Raw genomic sequence first — 23347 nt, 5'->3', positions numbered from 1 at the left:
GATGGGCTGAATATAACCAAAATAAAAAATCTCCCTCTGCTAATGTGCAGAGGGAGGTGTAATGACCCAATTATTCAATGATTAATATCCATAATCCCAATCGATTTCTTCTTCATGCCAAAATACTGGTGAAACATTGCCGAAATTGACAACTTTGTTATCGTATTTACATGTACATTGTTCACACCCACATTGTTTCTGAATTTCATTAAAGACCGTGTGATCGATATTTTCAATTATGGTAAGAGACTGATCTTTTTTATAAAGAATGGCTGTACCCTTCATTTACAATAGCACCTCTTTTATTCCTTAACTTTTTTGTTCACCTGAATTGTATTCCTCACCGCTAGAAAAGTCTATAAGTTCGTTAAAATGTTCACATAATGCTCAATAATGATTTTATTGACGACACTGCAAATGAAAAAAGGACATATTTTTTTACGAAATACTTGAAATATGGAATTAGTTCTTTATTCTTTTCATGGTATAGTAATACATATATGCTACTTATGAGATAGGAAGGAAGAACTAGGATGGAAACAAACAAAGGGATATTACTAGAAAGCGGAACAAATGAATTAGAAATTGTTGAATTTACAATCGGTAAAAATAAATTTGGAATTAATGTGATAAAAGTGAAAGAAATTATAAATCCTGTTGCGATTACACAAATTCCTCATGCTCATCCAACTGTAGAAGGAATTATCGAATTAAGAGGAGAGGTTCTACCTGTAGTAGACGTAGCAACAGCTCTTGGGTTTCCAAAATCAACAAACCCTGTTCAAGATAAATTTATCGTGGCCGAGTTCAATAAGCAAAAAGTGGTCTTCCATGTCCATACGGTGACACAAATTCATCGTATCTCATGGGACCAAATTGAAAAGCCATCTGAAATGTATCAGGGTGCAGATAGTCAGGTGATTGGGGTAGTTAAACTACATGGAGACATGGTTTTATTATTAGACTTTGAAAAGGTTGTTGTTGAAATAAACCCGGAATCTGGAATCAATGTCCAGCAAATTAGAAAATTAGGCGAAAGAGAGCGTTCAACAAAAAGATTGCTCGTGGCTGAGGATTCTCCGCTTTTACGAAAGCTTTTAAGTGATACCCTTTCGGAAGCAGGATTTCAGCAGGTTGAATTCTTTGAAAATGGCCGAGATGCATTAAATTATTTGGAATCACTTATAGATTCTGGTAGAAATGTGACAGAGACCGTTCAATTAGTGATTACAGATATTGAGATGCCGCAAATGGATGGTCATCATCTAACCAAAAGAATAAAAGAGCATTCGGATCTCTCCAAGCTCCCAGTCATCATTTTTTCATCATTAATCACAGAAGATTTAAGACATAAAGGTCAAATGGTGGGAGCTAACGGACAGGTGAGCAAGCCGGAAATTGCTGAATTAGTACTGCTCATTGATGAGCTTATCCTATAAAGTGTATAAAAAAAAACGATCCCTTAAATGGGATCGTTTTATCATCTATATTTAAATAGTAGATTTTATTTGACTCAAAAGTAATTTTCCCCGAGTCTTTTAAAAACTGGTTTTTCATACTTTTTCTTTTTCTGATTGAACTGAATATTTTCTTCTTTTAGTCCTGTGTATAGTGAGAGTAATTTTTTCGCATCAGATAATGAAAGATGTGCTCTCGGATTACGGACGTTATTGTCTAGTTTTCCTAAATGAGGTAATTGTGTGAAATCGCTCTTCGAAGGAGGCAAGTGGAAAGAATATTTGCCGCAGACAACTAATACATCAGACTGTTGTTGACTATATTTTGGATTGTTAGAAAAGTGAAGACCCATTTTTTTCGCTTTACCTTCCTTTAACAATTTTTTTAACGCTTCATGCTTCAACTTGTATAGATACTTTGGATTTGGAGCAGTTTTAGCATGACGGTTTACGGTGAAGATTGCTTGTGAGAGGTTATCAATCGTTGGGTCCAATTGAGGAGAATAATTCCTATCCCGATTCAAAATACTTGCTCCTTTCAAAATTAATTTATCTTCTTGTAATAGTATACCCTTTTTTTCATAAAAAAGGAAATGCTGTTTGATATTATCTTCTCATAATGGAAATGCTAAATAGAGATCTCAAAGCTATACAGAAAGGAAAAACGAAAAATCGGTAAAGAAGCGAATAATTATCTAATTTTTATTTTTATTTTTCGTTATTACAATCAAAAAATTCCAATTACATAGATAATTGTTCGTTTTTTATGTTTTTATCTTAATAATGAAATTGATTCAAACAATTAATAAATGCTATAATATATTATACTAATGCATTAATTCAGAAAAAATAATAGATAGAGACAACGAGGTTTTTACTTGAAATAGAAAAGAGATACTTCAAGAGAAAAAAACCTTTTCAATGGAATGAGGTTGGTAAGGTGTGGCCAGTTCGTAGGAATTCTAAGGAAAATGAGATATTAATACCTGATGATAGTACAGTAGAATCGATTATCTATAATTTAATTTTCAATTATGTTAAACATATGGTTTTTGTGATGAAAATAGAAGACGGTCCAAAATTTCATTATTTGTTTGTTAATGAAATGGGATTAGAGTACGCAGGAATAACTGGAGATCCAATTGGGAAATCCATGGAGGATGTCCTACCATTTGAACGTTACATAGAAATTAAGAAGGCCTATGAACGTGTATTATTTTTAAATGAGTCGGTTACCTACTCTGACCAAATCATGTTTCCTAATGGGAGAATGGGTTATACAGAATCTTTATTAACGCCAGTTCGCGATGAGAATGATAAGATTAACTTTATTGTTGCTGTAACTAGAGATATTACAGAGTTAGTAGAAGAACGAAATCGTTTAATTAAAGCTGAGCAAAAATATCGTTCAATCGTAGATCATACATTAGATGGAGTTTTCACAGTTTCACTTGAGGGAAAGATCTTGGAAGTGAACCCTTCAGGTCAAAAATTGTCTGGCTATGCTGAAAAACAAATGACTCACCGTTCTTTTTTTGATTTAATTCCTGATGGAGACATTGAGAAATTCACTGATTTATTTCAACAAACAGTGAATTCGGGAGCTGCTTTAGAATCTCTAGATTGTCGTTTGATTCATTCGAAGGGTTATAGTATAACGACACATCTTAAAACAATTCCGATTGTCATCAATTCGAAAATCGATGGTGTGTATGTGATTACAAGAGATATTTCTGAGCAAGCTCAAAATGCGGAAACCATTAAATATATGGCTTTCCATGACCATTTGACTGGTCTATATAATCGTCGCGCATTGTTAAATGATTTAGAACGTCTGATTAAGGAAAATAAAAATACTGGTACGTTTGCCTTACTTTCGATCGATTTGGATCGCTTTAAGTACTTGAATGACACATTAGGCCATCTTGCTGGAGACCAAATTTTAATTCAAGTAGCTGAGCGACTTAGTGAATTTCAAAAAGATAATATAAAGGTTTTCCGCCTAGGTGGCGATGAATTTAGTATACTGTTTGAAGGATCGAGAAAAGAGGCAACTTTATTAGCTCAAAAAATTCTTTCTCTTTTTACGAAGTCCTTTTATCTTCACTACCAAGAATATTTTATCTCACCAAGTATCGGTATTAGCATGTATCCGCATGATGGAAGAAACGCGGAAACGATTATAAAAAATGCCGATGAGGCACTCTTTCGTGTAAAGGAAAGGGGAAAGGCACATTTCCAGTTTTACCGAACAGAAATGAATTCAGCTGGAACTCATATTGTTTCTTTAGAGACGCACTTAAGAAAGGCTTTAGCTCGTGATGAGTTTATCTTGTATTATCAACCACAGGTGAATTTATCAACGGGGAAAGTGAAGAGCTTTGAAGCATTGATACGTTGGAATAGCAAAGAACTAGGAATGATTTCACCAGCAGATTTTATTCCATTGGCAGAAGATACTGGTCTCATCATTCCAATTGGAAACTGGGTCATCGATACGGCCTGTAAGCAAATTAAAGCATGGTCAGAATTAGGCAGAAGCGGGATAAAGATCGCGATCAACATTTCGCCGAAACAGTTTTTACAGCCTAAATTGGTTGAGACGATACAAGAATCAATCAGTAAATATAACATTGAACCATCCCTTTTAGAGATCGAAATTACTGAAGGGGCAATGCAGGATACGGGAGAAACATCGCCGATTCTCAAAAGTCTCAAAGAACTTGGGGTAACGATTTCGATTGATGATTTTGGGACAGGCTATTCCTCCTTGAATTATATTAAGCAATTCCCAATTGATGTCCTAAAAATTGATCAATCGTTTGTTCGAGATGTCATAAATAGCGAAAAGGATGCAGCGATTACGACAACCATTATCCATTTAGCAAACAGTCTCGGAATCGAGGTAGTGGCTGAAGGAATCGAAGAAAAAGAACAAGCCGATTTTCTTATGAAAGCAAACTGCCATAAAGGTCAGGGATATTTATTTTCCCGACCGATAAGTGCTCAGGATGTGGAATTCAAAATTTTTAACAGCAATGAGGAAATCGTCATTCATTAAGAAAAAGGACACTCGGGTATGATGAGTGTCCTTTAAATTACTCCCTTGAAAGGGTAAAGACGGTCAATTCAGGGGTTGAAAGGAACCTGAATGGGAGTCTAGTCGTTCCTAATCCCCTATTCACGTATAGTGTTAGTGGAAATTGTTCTCCAATAGTGTAAAACCCTTCATAGTATTTTTCACCATAAGGAGGTTTTACTAAAGCGCCAAGAAAAGGAATTTGAATTTGTCCCCCATGACTATGACCACTCAACTGTAGTTGGATATTAAAATTTGCTGCACTATCTGCAAGATCAGGAGCATGAGAAAGAAGGATTTTGTAGGAATTATCAGGTACATCCGAGACCGCTTCACTAATATCAGGACGGCCAAGCATGGCATCATCAATGCCGAGCAAATAGATGGCATCTTCGTCATTGCTTATTTTAATCGATTCATTTAACATTACGGTAAACCCTGATTCTTCCATAATGTACTTATAAATATCTGTACCATATCCTCCATGATCATGATTTCCATAGACAGCATACTTCCCAAGGGGGGCTTCTAGCTCCTTTAAAATCGAAATCGTTCGTTCGAATTCTCCATATTTATTGGGCTCATCCAGTAAGTCACCAGTAAAAAAGAGAATATCTGGCTTCTGATTATTAATTTCGACTATTAATTCTTGTAGCTGATTCAACGTGTATTGAAAACCCAAATGGGTATCGCTAAACTGCACAATCTTCAAGCTCTTGAATCCAGTTGGAAAATCCGGATGTGGAATTCGATATTTATTAATGGTTAAGAGGTTGGGTTCAATCTTTCCAGCATACGTATAACCACCTGCTGACAATCCAATTGCTGTTAAAACAGTACCTAGAAATCGTTTGATAAAAGATCTTCTTGAAACTTTTTTGGACATATTTTAAACCAACCTAACTTTGAAAATTCCGAGTTCATCACTATTTTGTTGCTGCTTTTCTAAAGAAAAGTGAAGCAATATCTCAATCTATTAAAAGTTTTTTTTGAATGAAAAGTTTGTCCTAAATCATATGATAGAAGCGTAATTTATAGTACCTAAAGGTGTGAAATGATTTACTGTACACTTAATATTAACAAAAAAAAGGATGAAAAAGAAGGATAGGTTGTATGAGATTATGAAAACAGAAATATTCACTTATGTGGGAACATGATATAATTTTCTCTAAGATAACACTTTATTTTGTTAGGAGGGATGTAAATGGATGCATTGGATATTTTAACTGATCTAGAAAATGTAGTTCCATTCTTCCAACCGATATTCAGTGCTGATGAACATCGTGTAATTGGCTATGAAATTTTGGGTAGATTTAAAACGGATGATGACCATGTCAGCCTTGGGCCTTTTTTTCTAGATGAAAGCATCCCTGAGGAATACCGCCTGGAGCTTGATAATACTGTCTTAAGAAAAGCCCTTGAACAATCAACAGCACTTGATGAAGATATCATGCTCTTTGTAAATCGAGATGCTGATTTATTATTGTATGATGAAGATGAAGAGTTACTTAAGCTTCTTCTTGAATTTGATAAAAAGGGGATCAGCATAGAGAGAATCGTAATTGAAATTTCTTTTCATAAACATTTAGATGATGCAGAAAGAATAGGGCATTTAATCAATTACTTTAAAACATACGGAATTAAAATTGCTTTTGATAAGCTTGGGGATAATAGCCACCAAATCGATTTGATCGGGCTTATTTCACCCAATATTTTAAAGGTCGATTTGCAAGCATTAAGGTCAACAAGGCTTGCTCCTAGTTTTCAGGATATTATTTATTCCTATTCTTTATTGGCAAGGAAAATCGGAGCTACACTTTTATTTGAAAATATTGAAATGGTGTACCAACTTCAATATGCTTGGAAAAACGGTGGTAGATATTATCAAGGCTTTTATTTGCAAAAACCGAATGCTGATTTCGTGGACAATGATATTTTAAAGGAGAAACTGAAAAACGAGTGTCAGCAATTTATTGATAGTGAGAAGAAAAAATTAGAGGCCCTTTTTGAACAAACACAAGGATTCCAAACGATCGTATCTGAGCTGCTACAAAAATATCGTAAAATAGAGAATTATGAAGAATTATTAAAGGCAATAGGAAAAGAAATGGAGAATGTCGCCTTTCGGTTGTACATTTGTGACGAAAACGGTTTCCAATTATCTCCAAACCTTTTTAAAAGTCATAGTGAATGGCTCGTACAACAGGAGTATCTACATAAAAATTGGAGCTGGAGACCTTATTTTCTTGAAAATATTCTTAAAATGACAAAAGAAAAGAAAGGGATTTTATCTGATTTGTACAGTGATATTGAGACAGGAGAAAGCGTGCGAACCTATTCTTATCCTTTAAAAGATAAGCAATTCTTATTTATAGATATTTCCTATGAATTCATTTTAGACAATCTAGAATTGCTGTAAATTGGTAAGGGTAAATCGAATAATAGGATGCCTTTAGAGGATATTAATAGTAATAAACTCTTTAAGGGTGAGAAAATTGACAACCTATATGCTTATCTTAACCATCATCGCAGTGGCAATCGTTCTATTTGGCTTAGGGTATACGCTTGCTGTGACGAAGACACAAAAGAAGCTCAAAGGTGAGCTTGATACAGCCATTCCTGGAAGAGTGCAGGAAGGTATATATCAACGTAATCCAGTTTTTATTACGTATCTCGCATTTGCTTTATTAGTTCTTTTGTTAATTGTCTTTACAGCTATTTATTGGTGAAGTTGAAAAGAGGCTGGGACATAACTAGCTTCAATTAATGAGAAAGGTGAATTTGAGGGTACTCAAATTCACCTTTCTCTATTTTTGTATGTAAATTTTTCCATTAACGCAAGACCCATTTCGTTTTCTACCTTCGATTTTCCTCGTACAAGAAAATCGAGTAAAATTCAAATTAGCCTTCAAGAATTCAATCGATTTTCGCTTTGTCTAAATTTCTACTATAAGGCCCTATTTTGCTCCAACTATCTCTCACCCTTAAGCGGAATTTTTCCTGTTATCTCCTCAATGGAGTCCCTTTTAGAGGAAATAACGGAAGTTTTTCCGCTTATGGAGGGCAAAATCGTTTATTTTGGCATTTTTTGACTGAATAGCAGGAATTTTTCCTGTTATTTCGGCTCTTTTTCATGATGTTTGCTCATTAAGCGGAATTTTTCCTGTTATTTTTTCATACCGATACTCCAACTGTTTATACGAACACTTTATCCACAAGTTGAGGGAATTTATACACTCCAAACTAGAATCAAAAAGTCGGTACCACCGACTTTTTGACCCAGCCTCTTTCCTATTTATTCAATGCTCAATGCTTCTTTTAGCTTTTCAATTTCAAAGCCTGTTATGACGGTTTCGTCGTTAATAACAAAGGTTGGTGTCGAGTAGGACTGATACTTATTTATGAGCTCATTGCGAGCTTTATTATCCTTTTTAATGTCCCTCAGTTCGTATGTGAAGCCATATTCTTTTAAAAATAGCTTGGCAATCTCACATGGTGGACAATCTGGTTGAGTGTAAATGGTAATGTTCGACAATATTTTCTCCTCCGATTCATCTTATTAAATAAAGTATAGGCGATTCCATATGGAACTAACAGTATTTAGCTTCAACAATTATGTTTTTGAAAAATAATATTCTTAATACGAATTTTTTGTTTTAAATACTAATTTGAATAAAAGTTTAATAAACTGATAAAAAATAATATTTAAAATATATTGACTTTTATACAATCCGAAAATATATTATTAAGCAAAGGGATTAAGAAAGAGGGGGGTATTTTGATTCTAAGGGATAAGGCGCTACTCTTAAAAGCTAGACATGATGAAATCTACATGAATGAGTTAATGGCTCATGAGGAAGTGGATAAGTTTATCAAATATGTGATTAAGGCATATACGAAAAACCCAGCACGATTTATGCAACAACATAAGGTTGAATGGGATGACCTTCACCAAGCGTGCCTAATTGGATTATATAAAGGCATAAAAAAATTGGATTTAGAGAAATCACCAAATGAATATGTACGCTATTTGTTTTTAAGTATTCAGGGCGAAATTAGAGAATTTTCACGTTCAAATAACTCCAATTCTATGACGATTAGTCAAAGAATAAGAGCTCTCTATCCAAAGTACTTATTGTTCTATGATAAATTTCGAAAAGAAAAACAAAAGGATCCAACGATTGAGGATACGATGACTGAATTTAAAATTTCACGAGGCGATGCATTTGACTTAGTATATGGGATGCAACAAGTGGTTAGCATCTTTCTTGATGTAGGTTCATATCGTTTCAATATCAACAATGATGCCTTTGTTTCAGATGCTTATTCAAATATTGAAAAGGCGGTAGTAAATAAACTGGTAATAGAAAATTATATGAGACTTTTAAACGAAAAACAAAAAGACGCGATCTTTATGTATTTTTTTCTAGGTTATAGTAAGACAGAAATTGCAAGGAAACTAGAGTGTGCGAACTCAATGGTTCATAAACATATTGAAAGCGCATTCAAAAAGATTAGGGATTATGAAAAGAGTTAAAATAATAAATCCTTGCTAAAATTTATTAAAAAACTTTATATTGTCTGACAATCTTACTTTCTAGTTAGTTCTTTATGAAAGGGCTAACAATCTTGAACACATTGATTTATTAACTGTTCACTTCACCGATAGAACTTCAATTAAACACAACTCTCATTCACTCTAACATTCAATATTTATTCTATTTTCATGAAAGACGCAATACATGCAACACATTTGGGATGTATTAGTTTCGATATTTTCAAACTAGGTATAAAAGCCTTCAATAATTACTATGGCGAGATTTTCAAATTTTTTAATTAAATTATCTAGATTATTTGTCTGACCATTAGACATTTTTAAGGAGGTATCTTAGTGCGCTTATCTTTTGAAAACATCAGTAGAGGCGACAAATTGTCTATTGCAAAGGCATTAACAGAGATAGAAAATAACACTCCGCTTTCTGAAGAACTTTTACAATATTTATTAGAAGTAAAAACATTTACACAAGTTATAGGAATTACAGGTCCACCAGGATCTGGAAAGAGCACGATAGTCGACCAAATGATTAACCATTACCGAAAGAATGATAAGTCAGTTGGCGTGATTTGTGTAGACCCATCCAGTGTATTTTCAAAGGGAGCGATTTTAGGCGATCGAATTAGAATGCAAAGACATAGTACTGATCCAAAAGTGTTTATAAGAAGTATGGCAACTAGAAATGTTCAAGGTGGATTAGCGAGTGGGGTTAGAAAAGCAGCATTCTTACTGCAAGCCACTGGTCATGACGTTGTCCTCATTGAGACTGTCGGAGTTGGGCAAATTGAACTTGATATAGTGGGTATTGCAGATACGGTGATTGTGACAGCCGCTCCAGGTTTAGGTGATACGATGCAGGCTTTTAAGGCAGGAGTAATGGAGGTTGGGGACATTTTTATCGTGAATATGGCTGACCGACCAGAAGCTGATCATACAGTTAGACAACTAACATCTACTTTGCATTTTACGAAACAAAATGCTTATTGGGTGCCAAAAGTAATGAAAACGATTGCAACAAGAGGCGATGGAATAAATGACCTTGTAGAGGAATGCGAAGACCATTGGATATTCTTACAACAACAAGAAAAATTGTATAGTAAGAGAATTGAAACATTAGAAAACGAAGTAAAAGAAAAATTAACTTTGAAATTATTAAAAGATTTAAGCAGCTTATTTGAAAATGGCAAGGCTCATGATACAGCAAAGACTGTTTTTAGTGGTGAGATCCAACTTAGCGAAGCAGTTGAACAGATTTACCAATTATATTTTCAGGAGGAGTTGAAATGAAAAATGGAAAATAATCATTTTCAAGAAAGAGTACGAAAACTTCAAGAAAGGTTAAGAAAAAGTGATATAACAGCAGCACTCATCATGTACTCAAGGGATCTATATTACTATACTGGAACAGCCCAACCATCTAATCTATGGGTTCCGGCTGACGGCAATCCTGTTCTATTTACTAGAAGAGCTCATGAAATGGCAAAGGAAGCAACATGGATTAAGCAATTGATTTCAGCCAATAGCTTCAAAGAGATGCTTCAAGCGTTGGCGGAATTAGGGATATCTCCTCAAACAGGAAGTACAATCGGAGTTCAAGATGATGTACTGCCTACGAATATTGGCTTAAGTGTGAGGAAAAACTTGAGTGATTTCAAGTTAGTTAATGTTTCAAAGCATATAAAAAAACAACGCTTAGTGAAAGAAAAAATTGAAGTTGAAACAATCAAACAGTCTATTGAACTTTGGAAAAAAGGCCATCAGGCTATATTACATTCACTAAGAGCGGGTGTAACGGAATATGAACTTTCTGCAAGTATGGAATATGCAGCACGGAGTAATGGAGGAGATGGATTAGTATGGTTCCGCAGATGGGATGCAGTTTTACCCGGAGGAGGGATTGTTACTTCTGGTCCAAATGCATGGGAAGTATCAGGCCATGCCATGACTGTTACTGGTGTGGGATTAAGTGAAACATTGCCTTGGGGAGCTTCTTCAAGATATATCCAAAAAGGTGATCTTATTGTTGTAGATTATGGAATTTGTAAAGAAGGATATCACGCTGATATGGCAAGAACATATTGTTTAGGAAAGCCTAATGAGCGGCAGAAAGATTTATGGAATCACTTGGTGGAATTACATTTATCAGTTATAGAGAAAGTTAGACCAGGGGTTACCGGGGAAGAGCTATTTCTACATGCTGAAAAATTGGCAGAACAAAAGGGATACCTCGATCATTTTATGGGAGTTGGAAATAATCGTGGCAGCTATATTGGCCATGCCATAGGTTTAGAACTCGATGAAGACCCAGTTTTAGGATTAGGTTTTCAAGAGCCGTTACCAGAAGGTGCTGTCATTACACTTGAACCAAAATTTATGATTCCGGGGTTTGGCTCAGTAATGGTAGAAGATGATATTTTACTTACAAGCTCTGGACATGAAGTATTAGGTTCGCTTGAACATGACCTTTTTTATCATGACTAACTTTTAAATTATTGTATTCTGCTGCAATATCGACTCGTTTATATGGATTATTGGGGGGAGAATATGACTCTTAAAAATGTTGATTTTAATCATGTTAAAGATTCATGGATCATATCCAATGTGTTATCAAAGAGAGCGAGAGAAAGTCCAAATTCGCAAGCATTACAATGGGAAAATGATACCCCTATTACTTACAAAGAACTCTATCAGCAAACTTTGAGAGTTTCAGGAGGACTAAAAGAAATCGGTGTTGAGAAACAGGAAAAGGTATTGATTATGCTGCCGAACTGTTTAGAGATCCTTTATAGTTGGTTCAGCATTAATTTTCTTGGGGCAATTGAGGTACCCATTAATGTCCACTATAAAGGGAATTTTCTTATACATGAAGCAAATGATTGTCAGGCAAAAGTTGCGATCATCCATGAACAATTTTTACCGAGATTTTATCAAGTGGCTGATCAATTAAAGTATGTAAAAAAAATCATAGTTATTGGGGCCTTTCCTGAAATCAATATGAATCCGGAATGGGAACTCATTCAATGGGAAACGTTAGCAGATTCAGAACCAATTAAACAACCGCAACGAATGAAATATTTTGATACTGGTGCGATTATGTATACATCTGGAACAACTGGTTTGTCCAAGGGTGTAATTATGCCGTACGGACTTGAAGGTGTATTTGCACAAGCAATTATTGATATTGGTCAACTAAATAGTAACGATGTGTACTATGTTTGCCTTCCACTTTTTCATGCCAATGCTCAGTTTATGCAAGTGTTACCTGCGTTGATTGTAGGGGCTAGAGTTAGTATTTGGTCATCTTTCAGCGCTTCGAAATGGTTAATACAAGTCCGGGAAGTTGGTGCCACCGTAACGAATACTTTAGGTGTTATGTGTGAATTCATTTATCGGCAACCTGTTCAAGAAAATGATCATATTAATCCATTAAGAATTGTATTTGCACTACCTACCCCTAAGGATATAGGGGAGGATTTTGAAAACAGATTTGCTGTGAAGTGTGTCGAAGGGTATGGGATGACGGAAACCTCCGTGTTTACTTATCGGAAAGCAGAAGAGCCACTTAAACTTGGTTCTGCCGGTCGACCTCTTGATTGGTATGAAGTAGCCGTTTTTAATCCTGAAACTGATGAACGGGTACATCCCGGTGAAATTGGGGAGATTGTTGTTAGACCCAAATACCCTGGAATTATGATGAAAGGATATCACAATGTAGCGGAAAAGACGATTGAGGCATGGCGAAATTTATGGTTTCATACTGGTGACTTAGGAAGGATTGATGATGACGGATATTTATATTTTGTCGATCGTTTAAAGGATGCCATAAGAAGACGTGGAGAAAATATCTCTTCACAAACAATTGAAAGCGTCATCAATTCTCATCCAAAAGTAAAAGAAAGCGCTGCTATTGCGGTGAAATCAGAATATGGTGCAGGTGCAGAAGACGAAGTAAAGGTCTTTGTTGTTTTACAATTTGACAAGGAATTAACCCATGAGGAGTTATATTCTTATTGTGAAAAGAATATGCCATACTTTGCAGTTCCTAGATTTATAGAGTTTGTAGAGAGTCTTCCCAAGACCCCAAATGAGAAATTGAAAAAAGGAGTATTGAGGGATAAAGGGCATTCTAATACAACATGGGACCGAGAAAAACATGGTTTGAAATTAAAAAAATAGCTATAAAAAAGCTTTCTATTAGAAGGTGTTCACTTGATTATTAATGTTATTGTACCCGTATTGATTATATTGGGGGCAGGTTATTTATTTGGGAGATTTGTGAAAGTAGATTATTCACCTATCTCTAAATTTTCGATGATCGTATTAAGTCCTGCTTTAATTTTTAGTTTTCTGGTCAGAAGTAATCTCTCGGCCTCGAGCATCATGAAAGTAGTATTAGTTATTGTGATTTTTACGATTATCATCGCAGTTATAACGGTATTTATTATGAAGATTACTGGAAATAAAGGAATATTAAATCCTGCATTACTTTCGACCGTATTCCCTAATACCGGAAATTTTGGATTGCCCATTCTGATGTTTGCATATGGTGATGAAGCTTTTTCGATAGGTGTCATTATTGTTGTGCTTAATTTTATCTTGATGTATTCATTGGGGGTGTATTTTGCATCATTGGAAGGAGATAGCTGGGTAAAAGGTGTTAAGAACATCTTAAGGTTACCCACTACTTACGCTACTTTATTAGCGATTATCGTTCTCGTTTTTCAAATCTCAATCCCAGATTTTATCTATGATCCTATTAAACTAATGGGCGATGCCATGGTACCAGTTGTATTACTTATTTTAGGGATTCAACTTTCTAGAACGAAAGTACAAAATGAGTCAACAAACTCAAAAGGAAATTTCATCAGTAGCATCGCTTTAATAACAGGAATCCGTTTAATTGGAGGACCGGTCATAACCATTGGGATATTAGCTTTTGGCTCCTTCGATCCGTTAACAGCAAAGGTTTTGATTTTACAGAATGCAATGCCTACAGCAGTCTTGATGACGATGATAGCCGAAGAATATAAAGCTAAGCCAGGGTTAGTTGCCAATGCAACATTCATTAATACACTTGTAAGTGTTATTTCCATTACAGCATTATTATATCTTTTAGAAATTTACATGTAGGTTCTCTTACATTCAAAGTGGAGGAAAACGAAAGACAAAATATAAAAAAAGAGGAGATTGGTTATGAAAAAAATACTATTGTTGTCTATTCTAATTTTCAGTATGTTTCTGACTGCTTGTAGTTCTAACTCTTCTAGTGGTGAAACTGGAGGAAAAGATGAGCAATTCACCCTTAAACTTGGTCATGTTGGTCCTGCAGATGCGGATCACCCATGGGAAAAGTATGCACGTCTATTTGCTGAAGAAGTAGAGAAAAAATCTGAAGGAAGAATAAAAGTTGAAACCTATCCTGTTAGTCAGTTAGGGGCAGATCGAGAAATGACAGAAGCTATTCAGCAAGGGACACTTGAAATGGGTTTAATTAGTACGATTGCGATGGGGAATTTTGTCCCAGAACTTCAAGTATGGGATTTACCATATATCTTTCCAACTGATAATGTAAAAGTGGATGAAATTTTGGATGGTCCTATTGGAGACAAGATGAAAGAAGCTATTTCTCAAAAGCAAATGTTAGCATTATCTTTTTGGGAAAATGATTGGAGAGCTATGTCCAATTCAAAACGTCCAATTGAAACAGTGGATGATTTAAAAGGAATTAAGATAAGGGTTGTCGAGAACAAGCCATCGTTAGACTGGTTCGAAAGAGTAGGAGCAATACCAACTCCTATGGCGTTTAGTGAAGTTTATACAGCATTACAACAAGGAACAATTGATGCACAGGATAACGGTACCCTTTTAACATATGGCTCAAAATTACATGAAGTCCAACCGTATTTTACCTTTACAAACCATATTTACGCTCCTTTAGCGGTGATGATCAGTGAAAGTACATGGAATAAACTACCTGAAGACTTAAGAACAATTTTAGAAGAAACGGCGGTAGATTTGGCTCTTGAACAAAGGCAATACAGTCGCGATACAGCGAAACAACTAGGTGAAGAAATGAAGGCAGCAGGAATCGAAGTAAGTGAATTGAGTGAAGAAGCGATTAAAGGGTTCCAAGAAAGTGCTCAAGGTACGTATGATGCGTTAGCACCAGAATTAGGTCAAGAACTAATTGACGATATGCTTGAATATAGAGAATAGGGTGTAAAACTATGAACAGACTGAATTCATTTTTAGAAGGAATTTGTGGTGCATTTCTGCTAATTATGACATTGATGGCCTTATCTCAGGTTATAACAAGATATGTACTGGAAATGTCTTTTCCATGGCTTGAAGAGGTAATTCGATATTTAATGGTTTTTACCGTGTATATAGGCTCTGCTGTTGCAATAAAGCAGAAAGCACATTTAAATGTAGAAATATTTGATCACATTCTTGGGGGTTCAATATTTCGGTATGTAGATTTAACACGTCATTTTGTTATCATTTTGTTCGGTTCTGTATTCGGATATATTTCGTATCAAGTTCTCTTACAATTAGTGCAGTCAGGGCAAGTAACTCCGGCATTACAAATATCGATGGTCTGGCCAATGTCAGCACTATTTATTGGGAGTTTGCTAATGATTTTGAATGGGATTTATGTTTTTTATCTTATTTTTAAATCAAAACAATTAAATAAAGAAGGAGGAACATTGTGAGTGCACTACTTATACTTCTATTCTTTTTCATTTTGGTTCTTATAGGAGTGCCAGTTGCATATAGTTTTGGGTTCTCCTCATTAATCTATATTTTTGTAGCTTTAGCTGATAATAGTAGCGTTCTTATTACGAGAAGTTTTGGTGCAGTCGACTCATTTGCTCTAATGGCAATCCCCTTCTTTATTTTTGCTGGCGATATTATGAAGGAGGCCAAAATTTCTAACCATCTAGTAAACTTTTTATCTATTTTTACAAGAAAGATAAAAGGATCATTAAGCCATTTAACGGTTATTGCCAGTACATTCTTTGGCGCTATTTCAGGTTCCTCCGCTGCAACTGTTGCAGCAATCGGTGGTGTAATGATTCCGGAAATGGTGAAAAAGGGTTATGATCGTAGCTTTGCTGTGGCAATAGCTGCTGCATCTGGATTTTTAGGAATATTGATCCCACCAAGTGTTCCTTTGATTGTATATGGCTTGAATGCAGAGGTGTCTGTATCCATGCTATTCCTAGGTGGGATTATTCCCGGATTGCTAATGGCAATAGGATTTATGACCGTTAATCATTTTATGATTAGAAAATATAAAATCAATGAGAATATCAATGGGTTGGGTGAAGGAGAAGTAGAAAGTGCATCTGCCAAGGAAGTTAATAGAAATACTCGTTCCTTAATTCTTCCAGCGATACCTGCGATATTAATGCCACTAATTATATTGGGTGGAATATACTCAGGTGTGTTTACTCCAACAGAATCAGGAGCCATTGCGGTAGCTTATGGAATCTTGGCAGCTTTCTTTTATTATAAGAGTATTACTGGGAAGAAGCTTCTACAAATAGCAGGTCGATCTGCTACTACGAGTGCGGTAATTTTAATTATGGTCAGTTTAGCAGGCGTGTTCGGATACATTATAACGGTGGAACGACTTCCATCATTTTTAGCTGAAACGATTCTATCGTGGACAAATAATACATTTGTTATATTACTACTTCTTAATATAATCTATCTTATTTTAGGTACATTTATGGAAACCATTACAGCGATTATTATTACAACACCTATTTTTTTACCGTTAGTACAAATGATGGGAATTGATTTGGTGCATTTTGGGATTATTCAAACAACTAATTTATGTATTGGTTTAATTACTCCACCAATGGCATTAAATCTCCTGATGGCATCTAAAATCGCCAATGTTTCGGTTATGAAGACAACGAAACCTTTATTACCCTATTTATTAATTTCAATCGTTGTATTATTGTTGGTTACTTATATTCCGGAAATAACTTTATTTCTCCCTAATTTATTGAAGAACTAAATGAAAGAATGATAGGGAAGATTAGAGACTGGAGGGGAAAATGATTGAAGGATTTAAAAGAGGAGCGAAAAAGTGAGCGTACTGATGCGATAAAAACGAATATGGAAGAATGGGAGCAAAAAGTACTAGCACCATTTCTGCAAAAAAAGGCGGAAATAAAAGAAGAGTTCCAAACCTTGTCAGGTATCCCAGTTAAAAGATTATATACGCCTTTAGACGTAAAGGATTTAAATTACAATGAAGATTTAGGATTCCCAGGCTCCTATCCATATACAAGAGGAGTATATCCAACGATGTATCGAGGTAGAGTTTGGACACATCGACAAATTGCAGGTTTTGGTACTCCTTCAGATACAAACGAGAGATTTCGTTTTCTGACAGAGCAAGGTCAAACGGGATTAAGTGTAGATTTTGATCATCCGACATTAATCGGTTTAAGTTCAGATGATCCGTTAGCAATTGGTGAAGTAGGGATGGTTGGGGTTGCCGTTGACTCCCTTGAAGATATGGAAGAACTGTTTAAAGGGATTGATATTGAAAATGTCAGTACCTCGATGACAATTAACTTTCCTGCCCCGATATTATTTGCTATGTATCTAGCATTAGCCAAAAAAAGAGGAGTAGATTGGAAAAAGCTTGCTGGAACATTGCAGTTTGATTTACTGAAGGAATATATTGCTCAAAAAACTTATGTCTTTCCTCCTGATGCAGCACTCCAGCTTTCAAGTGATGTCATAAGTTTTACTTCTAACCATGTACCGCGCTGGAACCCAATTAATGTTTGTGGATATCATATTCGAGATGCAGGGGGAAATGCCATTCAGGAAGTTGCTTTCTCTTTAGCAGCAGCAATGACATATATTGACACCGCTTTAGAAGCAGGTTTAAAAGTAGACGATTTTGCCCCAAGGCTTTCATTTTTCTATATATCACAAATTGACTTTTTTGAGGAATTAGCGAAGTTCAGAGCAGCAAGAAGAGTTTGGGCAAAAATTATGAAAGAAAAATATGGTGCGAAAAAGCCGGAATCTTTACGTTTACGCTTTCACTGTCAGACGGCTGGTTCTTCACTAACTGCAAAGCAGCCACTCAACAATATCATTCGTACAACATTAGAAGCTTTAGCAGCTGTATTAGGTGGAGCGCAGTCTCTTCATACAAATGGAATGGATGAGGCGCTTGCTGTACCCTCGGAAGAAGCGATGCAAATTGCTTTAAGAACTCAGCAGATAATTGCAGAAGAGAGTGGCGTGACGAATACGATTGATCCAATTGGCGGCTCCTATTTTGTTGAATCACTAACAAATGAAATTGAACGAAAAATTTGGAACTACTTTGATGAAATAGATAAACGGGACGGGTATGTAAAATGTGTGGAACAAGGGTATTTTGAGCAAGAAATTGCAAAGTCCTCTTACAAACTTGAAAAAGAAAAAACAAGTGGTAAACGAACTGTTGTTGGCGTGAATAAATACAAAATTGAAAATGAGGAATTAAATATAAAATTGATGAAGGTTGATCCTGCAGCAGAGCAAAGACAAATTGAAAAATTAACGCAACTAAAAAACCGGAGAAATAACGAAAAAGTCGAACATATCTTAAAAAAAATACGGCAAGCAGCATCTTCCAAGGAGCCATTAATGCCATTATTCATCGAAGCGGCTGAAGTATATGTTACAGAAGGAGAAATCATTGCAGTTCTGAAAGACGTGTTTGGTGAATACATCGATCCAGGGGTATTTTAGAATTCTAATAGTTATAGGAGGGAGAACGGATTGGAATTGAGGACAAAGGTGCTAATTGCAAAAGCAGGGCTTGATGGACATGACCGAGGGGCGAAGGTAATTGCGAGAACATTGATGGATGCTGGGATGGAAGTCATATATGGAGGATTAAGGCAAACGCCAGAACAAATTGTTGTTACAGCGCTTCAAGAGGATGTAGACGTCATAGGAATCAGCCTTCTATCAGGTGCACATATGAAAGTCTTTCCGGAAATTATTAAACTTATGAAAGGAAAAGGCATTGAAGACAAAATTCTGATCGGCGGAGGGACGATTCTCCCAGATGAAATTATTGCCCTAAAGCAAATGGGTGTAAATGATCTATTTGGTCCTGATACATCGTTAGAAGAAATTACTGAAAAGGTATTGAAGCTAGTTGAGTCAAAAAGGAATAATGTTACTTTGTAGAGACGGGAATATCCTTTTCCCACTATTTTTAAAAGTCAGACAATCTGACTTTAATACTATCCAAAAAATGAAGGTGTTCAGATGTTTAAAACAATTAAAAAGAAAAAGAAGTTTGAGGAAGTTTTGGAACAAATAAAATCTTTACTTATTACGAACAAACTTAGGGTTGGACAAAAGCTTCCAAATGAAATTGAGCTCTCTGATTCCATGGGCATAAGTCGTTCATCCCTTAGAGAAGCTTTAAAAATCCTTAGTATGATTGGAATCGTTGAAAGCAAATCGGGGGAAGGGACTGTCATTAAGAAAGCGGATCCAGAGAACCTGAAGAATATTATGTCTCTCGTTGCGATTTCAAGAGGACTAGATACATTTGAATTGTTTGAAGCAAGGGTCATTCTTGAAATGGCGGCTGTTAGACTTGCTGCGATAAGAAGAAACGATGAGGACTTAAAGAATATTGAAGCCATTTTGGATCAATTAGACAAAAATTATATCTCCAATCATGAGGAGGAAAATTCGAAGCTGGATTTCTTATTTCACCGCTCCATTGTATTAGCTTCAAAGAATAAAATGCTCCTCTTACTGACAGAGGTGATATCAGACTTACTAGGTGAGCAAATCATAGCAACGAGGAGAAGGTACTCAACAACACCTGATATTTTAAAAAGATTTCAAACAGAACATTGGGAGATTTTTCGTGCTATAAAAACTAAAAATTCCGAAGAGGGTGAAAAGTTGATTGCTTCCCATTTGGAGAAATCACGCCTAGAGTTTCATGGGAGGGAATCTGACGAATGATTAAAGGGGGTGCTAGATGAAGTGAAACAAGCGGCGTCTTATTTTGAAAAGAAAAGTGATGTCATGTTAGGTAAATTACTGAAAGAAGTTGAAAATCAAACTCCTACGAGCATTGAAATTCTAAAGGAAAGCTCTTCACGGAAAGGGAATGCCCATATTGTTGGCATTACAGGGCCACCTGGTTCAGGAAAAAGCACTTTAGTTAATAAACTGTGTAAAACATTAGCAAAGTCAGGATTAGAAATAGGTATTGTGGCCGTTGATCCGACCAGTCCTTTTACGAAAGGTGCCCTTTTAGGGGACCGTACAAGGATGCAGGAACTATCAGGCCTATCAAATGTATTTATCAAAAGTTTAGCTACTAGAGGAAATTTAGGAGGTCTGGCTCCGACAACGGCAGATATTGTTCAAGTGCTTGATGCTTATGGAAAGGAACTTATTATCATTGAAACAGTTGGAGTTGGCCAAATAGAATTTGACGTTCTAGAAATTGCAGATACAGTCGTTCTGGTTAATGTTCCAGGATTAGGGGATTCACTGCAAACTCTGAAGGCAGGGATTATGGAAATCGCTGATATTTATGTAGTCAATCAAGCAGATCGTCCTGGCGCAGATGAAAGTGCACGAGATTTAAAATTGATGGTTAGAGAAAAAATGCAAGATAACTGGGAACAACCTATATTAAAAACGGTTGCCACTAATAATGAAGGAATTACAGAATTAATCGAGCAGATTCAGAAGCATAAAAAGTATATAAAAAGTTCGAATATTTGGAATGAAAAGCGAAAAAATCGAAATCTCACTAAATTTAATCACTTAATTATTCAAACACTTGAAAGTGAAGTAGAAAAATATATTAGTGGAAAACAAGATTTACAGATAAAAAGGCAACAGGTTAAAGATGGAAAGCTAGATCCTTATACGCTATCAGCCTATATTGTTGGCCAATTAATTGAAAAACATGGAGGTATGTAAAGATGACTAAAGCTAACGTAAACCAGGAAACAAAGCTATTTAATCAAGAAGTCGTAAAAGAGATTGAGGCACAAAAGGAGCGCTGGAAGAAGGAAACGGTAAAAGGAAAAACAGGGGATGGCGAATATTTCTCAGACTCAGGAATTCCTGTAAATCTTCTCTATACTCCAGATGACATTAAAGATATTGATTATATGAAAGATATTGGCTTATCAGGGGAAGCCCCTTATGTCCGTGGAGTATATCCAAATATGTACAGAGGGAGATTATTTACCGTTCGTCAAATTGCAGGATATGGAACACCTGAAGACACCAATGATAGATTTAAATTTCTATTGAAAAATGGTGCAACTGGAACGAGCGTCGTTTTGGATCTTCCAACAATTCGTGGTTATGATTCGGATGATCCAGAAGCAGAGGGGCATGTAGGAGCTGCAGGAGTTGCCATTGATTCCTTAGAAGATATTGAAGCGCTTTATGATGGGATCCCAATTGATGAAATTTCAAGTAATATCGTTACCCATCTTCCGAGTACAACGGTTGTTATTATGGCGATGTTTGCAGCGATGGCAGAGAAAAAAGGAATTCCTTTCGAAAAATTATCTGGAACAAATCAAAATGACTTTTTGATGGAAACAGCAATTGGAAGTTCCTTAGAAGTCTTACCGCCTAAAGCATCTTTCCGACTACAATGTGATGCCATTGAATTCGCTAGTAAAAATTTACCGCGATGGAATCCAGTCAGTTATAATGGCTACAATCTTCGTGAAGCAGGGACAGATGCTGTTGCAGAAGTAGCGTGTGCATTAGCAAATACAATTGCAACATCAGAAGAATTAATTAGAAGAGGGAATAAAATTGATGATTTCGCCAAGCGACTTTCTTTCTTCTGGAATTTATATAATGACTTCTTTGAAGAAATTGCGAAATGTCGAGCCTCGCGAGTTGTTTACCAAGAAATTATGAAGGAGCGTTTTAAAGCTGAAGAAATGAAATCCCAGTTAATGAGATTCCATGTCCAAACGGCAGGTATCACATTAACAAAGGTAGAGCCGCTTAATAATATTGCACGTTCTGCCATTCAAGGCCTAGCGGCTGTACTTGGTGGGGCTCAGTCCTTACACGTTGATTCTTATGATGAAGCTTACTCTGCACCAACAGAAGAATCGGCCTTAATTTCCATTAGAACACAGCAAATTATTCAAACAGAAACAAATGTCGTCAACACAGTTGACCCATTAGCTGGTTCCTATTTTGTTGAATATTTAACAAAGGAAATGGCGCAGAGAATCCGTGATTACATTTCTGAAATTGAATCAAGAGGCGGTTTGGTTGCTTGTGTTGATTCTGGTTGGCTACATCGAGAGATTGCAGATTTTGCTTACCAAACACAGAAAGAGATTGAAAATGGTACTCGAAAAATTGTGGGTTTAAACTATTTTCCAAGTGAAGACCACGCCGGACAAAAGGTAGAAGTATTTCGATATCCAGAAACAGCAGAAGCTAAGCAAAAGGAGAAATTAGAGAGACTTCGTCAGAAAAGAGATGCCAAAAAAGTTGAAGAAAAATTAAATGTGATTCGAGAAATGTGTCATCAAGATGTGAATTTAATGCCTTATATAAAGGATGCTGTTTTGGAATATGCAACATTAGGTGAAATAGAAGAAGTATTTAGAGAAGAATTTGGATTATGGCAATTTCCATTAGCGTGAGTCGATTTCAAAATGTACAAAGGTCAATTATAAAATTGATTCGCTTAATTAATTTATAAAAATTGGAGGAATTTAGCATGCAAGTTAAAGTGGTTATGGCGAAGTTAGGTTTAGATATCCATTGGCGTGGTGCACTTGTCGTCTCTAGAATGTTAAGGGATGAAGGGATGGAAGTCGTTTATTTAGGAAATCAGTTTCCAGAACAAATTGTAGAAGCTGCAGTACAAGAAGGTGCTGATGTTATTGGATTAAGTACTCTGGGCGGAAATCATCTAACATTGGGGCCAAAAGTGGTCAAAATTGCCAGAGAAAAAGGAGTAGAATCACTTGTTATCATGGGCGGTGTTATTCCAGAAGATGACATACCTTTGCTAAAAGAATCCGGAATTGCTGAAGTATTTGGGCCGGAGACGAAGGTGGAATCAATCGCTACATTTATTCGTGAGCATGTAGGGAAAAAAATAGGATAAACCGAATGGAATAGGCATGATACCGAGTGCCTATTCCAAAGAATCAAATAAGACTAGATTCAGAGGTGAATAATAAGAAA

22 protein-coding genes are annotated in these 23347 nt (G+C 35.9%); 18 read left to right on the top strand and 4 right to left on the bottom strand.

Features of this window, described 5'->3' with window-relative positions; translation table 11 throughout:
- Positions 1–81: 81 nt before the first annotated feature.
- Positions 82–285: a hypothetical protein gene (locus AA0X71_RS15500; RefSeq protein WP_413356200.1), complete on the bottom strand. Its 204-nt coding sequence runs from the start codon at positions 283–285 to the stop codon at positions 82–84.
- A 248-nt stretch (positions 286–533) separates the two neighbouring features.
- On the opposite strand from AA0X71_RS15500, the gene AA0X71_RS15495 reads away from it, so the two are divergent.
- Positions 534–1439 (top strand): chemotaxis protein, encoded by a 906-nt coding sequence (locus tag AA0X71_RS15495; protein WP_413356199.1) that lies wholly within the window; start codon positions 534–536, stop codon positions 1437–1439.
- 74 nt (positions 1440–1513) lie between these two features.
- On the opposite strand, the gene AA0X71_RS15490 is transcribed toward AA0X71_RS15495, so the two are convergent.
- Positions 1514–1981 (bottom strand): YkyB family protein, encoded by a 468-nt coding sequence (locus AA0X71_RS15490; protein ID WP_413356198.1) that lies wholly within the window; start codon positions 1979–1981, stop codon positions 1514–1516.
- Positions 1982–2397: 416 nt separating this feature from the next.
- On the opposite strand from AA0X71_RS15490, the gene AA0X71_RS15485 reads away from it, so the two are divergent.
- Positions 2398–4518, top strand: a complete 2121-nt coding sequence (locus AA0X71_RS15485; RefSeq protein WP_413356197.1) for an EAL domain-containing protein — start codon at positions 2398–2400, stop codon at positions 4516–4518.
- A 37-nt stretch (positions 4519–4555) separates the two neighbouring features.
- Here the strand turns inward: AA0X71_RS15485 and AA0X71_RS15480 are convergent, their stop codons facing one another.
- Positions 4556–5422 carry a metallophosphoesterase gene (locus AA0X71_RS15480; RefSeq protein ID WP_413356196.1) on the bottom strand — a complete coding sequence of 289 codons (867 nt, stop codon included), beginning with the start codon at positions 5420–5422 and terminating at the stop codon, positions 4556–4558.
- A 318-nt stretch (positions 5423–5740) separates the two neighbouring features.
- Between AA0X71_RS15480 and AA0X71_RS15475 the strand changes: the two genes are divergently transcribed.
- Both AA0X71_RS15475 and AA0X71_RS15470 read left to right on the top strand, forming a co-directional pair.
- Positions 5741–6955, top strand: a complete 1215-nt coding sequence (locus AA0X71_RS15475) for an EAL-associated domain-containing protein (protein ID WP_413356195.1) — start codon at positions 5741–5743, stop codon at positions 6953–6955.
- Between the two features lie 76 nt (positions 6956–7031).
- Positions 7032–7265, top strand: coding sequence for a hypothetical protein (locus tag AA0X71_RS15470; RefSeq protein WP_019152991.1), 234 nt, complete (start codon positions 7032–7034; stop codon positions 7263–7265).
- Positions 7266–7831: 566 nt separating this feature from the next.
- On the opposite strand, the gene AA0X71_RS15465 is transcribed toward AA0X71_RS15470, so the two are convergent.
- The gene (locus tag AA0X71_RS15465; protein ID WP_413356194.1) at positions 7832–8071 is read right to left on the bottom strand and encodes a glutaredoxin family protein; all 240 of its coding nucleotides are present in this window, start codon (positions 8069–8071) and stop codon (positions 7832–7834) included.
- A gap of 243 nt (positions 8072–8314) precedes the next feature.
- Between AA0X71_RS15465 and AA0X71_RS15460 the strand changes: the two genes are divergently transcribed.
- From AA0X71_RS15460 to AA0X71_RS15395, 14 genes are all read left to right on the top strand, one after another.
- A complete protein-coding gene (locus AA0X71_RS15460) occupies positions 8315–9073 on the top strand; it encodes a sigma-70 family RNA polymerase sigma factor (RefSeq protein WP_413356193.1) in 759 nt (252 codons plus the stop codon).
- Positions 9074–9427: 354 nt separating this feature from the next.
- Positions 9428–10378, top strand: coding sequence for a methylmalonyl Co-A mutase-associated GTPase MeaB (gene meaB / locus AA0X71_RS15455; protein WP_413356192.1), 951 nt, complete (start codon positions 9428–9430; stop codon positions 10376–10378).
- Between the two features lie 3 nt (positions 10379–10381).
- On the top strand, positions 10382–11572 hold the full coding sequence (locus AA0X71_RS15450; protein ID WP_413356191.1) for a M24 family metallopeptidase: 1191 nt from the start codon (positions 10382–10384) through the stop codon (positions 11570–11572).
- Positions 11573–11635: 63 nt separating this feature from the next.
- Positions 11636–13267, top strand: a complete 1632-nt coding sequence (locus tag AA0X71_RS15445; protein WP_413356190.1) for an AMP-binding protein — start codon at positions 11636–11638, stop codon at positions 13265–13267.
- A 33-nt stretch (positions 13268–13300) separates the two neighbouring features.
- A complete protein-coding gene (locus tag AA0X71_RS15440) occupies positions 13301–14221 on the top strand; it encodes an AEC family transporter (protein ID WP_413356189.1) in 921 nt (306 codons plus the stop codon).
- A 63-nt stretch (positions 14222–14284) separates the two neighbouring features.
- Positions 14285–15307, top strand: a complete 1023-nt coding sequence (locus tag AA0X71_RS15435; protein ID WP_413356188.1) for a TRAP transporter substrate-binding protein — start codon at positions 14285–14287, stop codon at positions 15305–15307.
- An 11-nt stretch (positions 15308–15318) separates the two neighbouring features.
- Positions 15319–15804 carry a TRAP transporter small permease gene (locus AA0X71_RS15430; RefSeq protein ID WP_413356187.1) on the top strand — a complete coding sequence of 162 codons (486 nt, stop codon included), beginning with the start codon at positions 15319–15321 and terminating at the stop codon, positions 15802–15804.
- Positions 15801–17120: a TRAP transporter large permease gene (locus AA0X71_RS15425; RefSeq protein ID WP_413356186.1), complete on the top strand. Its 1320-nt coding sequence runs from the start codon at positions 15801–15803 to the stop codon at positions 17118–17120. The genes AA0X71_RS15430 and AA0X71_RS15425 overlap by 4 nt, the downstream gene beginning before the upstream one ends.
- A 101-nt stretch (positions 17121–17221) precedes the next feature.
- On the top strand, positions 17222–18865 hold the full coding sequence (locus AA0X71_RS15420) for a methylmalonyl-CoA mutase (RefSeq protein ID WP_413362619.1): 1644 nt from the start codon (positions 17222–17224) through the stop codon (positions 18863–18865).
- A gap of 30 nt (positions 18866–18895) precedes the next feature.
- Complete coding sequence (locus AA0X71_RS15415; protein WP_413356185.1) at positions 18896–19312, top strand: cobalamin B12-binding domain-containing protein; 417 nt, start codon at positions 18896–18898, stop codon at positions 19310–19312.
- A gap of 81 nt (positions 19313–19393) precedes the next feature.
- On the top strand, positions 19394–20110 hold the full coding sequence (locus AA0X71_RS15410) for a FadR/GntR family transcriptional regulator (RefSeq protein WP_413356184.1): 717 nt from the start codon (positions 19394–19396) through the stop codon (positions 20108–20110).
- Positions 20111–20131: 21 nt separating this feature from the next.
- Positions 20132–21085, top strand: coding sequence for a methylmalonyl Co-A mutase-associated GTPase MeaB (meaB, locus tag AA0X71_RS15405; protein WP_413356183.1), 954 nt, complete (start codon positions 20132–20134; stop codon positions 21083–21085).
- A 2-nt stretch (positions 21086–21087) separates the two neighbouring features.
- A complete protein-coding gene (locus tag AA0X71_RS15400; RefSeq protein WP_413356182.1) occupies positions 21088–22797 on the top strand; it encodes a methylmalonyl-CoA mutase in 1710 nt (569 codons plus the stop codon).
- A gap of 77 nt (positions 22798–22874) precedes the next feature.
- Positions 22875–23267 carry a cobalamin B12-binding domain-containing protein gene (locus AA0X71_RS15395; protein ID WP_413356181.1) on the top strand — a complete coding sequence of 131 codons (393 nt, stop codon included), beginning with the start codon at positions 22875–22877 and terminating at the stop codon, positions 23265–23267.
- The last annotated feature ends 80 nt before the right edge of the window (positions 23268–23347 follow it).

The sequence above is a fragment of the Robertmurraya phoenicis genome (assembly GCF_047302285.1).
In the GTDB taxonomy this organism is placed as follows: Bacteria; Bacillota; Bacilli; order Bacillales; family Cytobacillaceae; genus Robertmurraya.
The sequence above is the reverse complement of the archived record's forward strand: the minus strand, read 5'-3'. Positions and strand labels throughout refer to the sequence as shown.

Coding starts and splice junctions, on each gene's coding strand:
- AA0X71_RS15500 (WP_413356200.1), bottom strand. CDS start 285: ATGAAGGGTACAGCCATTCTTTATAAAAAAGATCAGTCTCTTACCATA.
- AA0X71_RS15495 (WP_413356199.1), top strand. CDS start 534: ATGGAAACAAACAAAGGGATATTACTAGAAAGCGGAACAAATGAATTA.
- AA0X71_RS15480 (WP_413356196.1), bottom strand. CDS start 5,422: ATGTCCAAAAAAGTTTCAAGAAGATCTTTTATCAAACGATTTCTAGGT.
- AA0X71_RS15475 (WP_413356195.1), top strand. CDS start 5,741: ATGGATGCATTGGATATTTTAACTGATCTAGAAAATGTAGTTCCATTC.
- AA0X71_RS15450 (WP_413356191.1), top strand. CDS start 10,382: ATGGAAAATAATCATTTTCAAGAAAGAGTACGAAAACTTCAAGAAAGG.
- AA0X71_RS15445 (WP_413356190.1), top strand. CDS start 11,636: ATGACTCTTAAAAATGTTGATTTTAATCATGTTAAAGATTCATGGATC.
- AA0X71_RS15435 (WP_413356188.1), top strand. CDS start 14,285: ATGAAAAAAATACTATTGTTGTCTATTCTAATTTTCAGTATGTTTCTG.
- AA0X71_RS15430 (WP_413356187.1), top strand. CDS start 15,319: ATGAACAGACTGAATTCATTTTTAGAAGGAATTTGTGGTGCATTTCTG.
- AA0X71_RS15420 (WP_413362619.1), top strand. CDS start 17,222: ATGGAAGAATGGGAGCAAAAAGTACTAGCACCATTTCTGCAAAAAAAG.
- AA0X71_RS15410 (WP_413356184.1), top strand. CDS start 19,394: ATGTTTAAAACAATTAAAAAGAAAAAGAAGTTTGAGGAAGTTTTGGAA.
- AA0X71_RS15400 (WP_413356182.1), top strand. CDS start 21,088: ATGACTAAAGCTAACGTAAACCAGGAAACAAAGCTATTTAATCAAGAA.
- AA0X71_RS15395 (WP_413356181.1), top strand. CDS start 22,875: ATGCAAGTTAAAGTGGTTATGGCGAAGTTAGGTTTAGATATCCATTGG.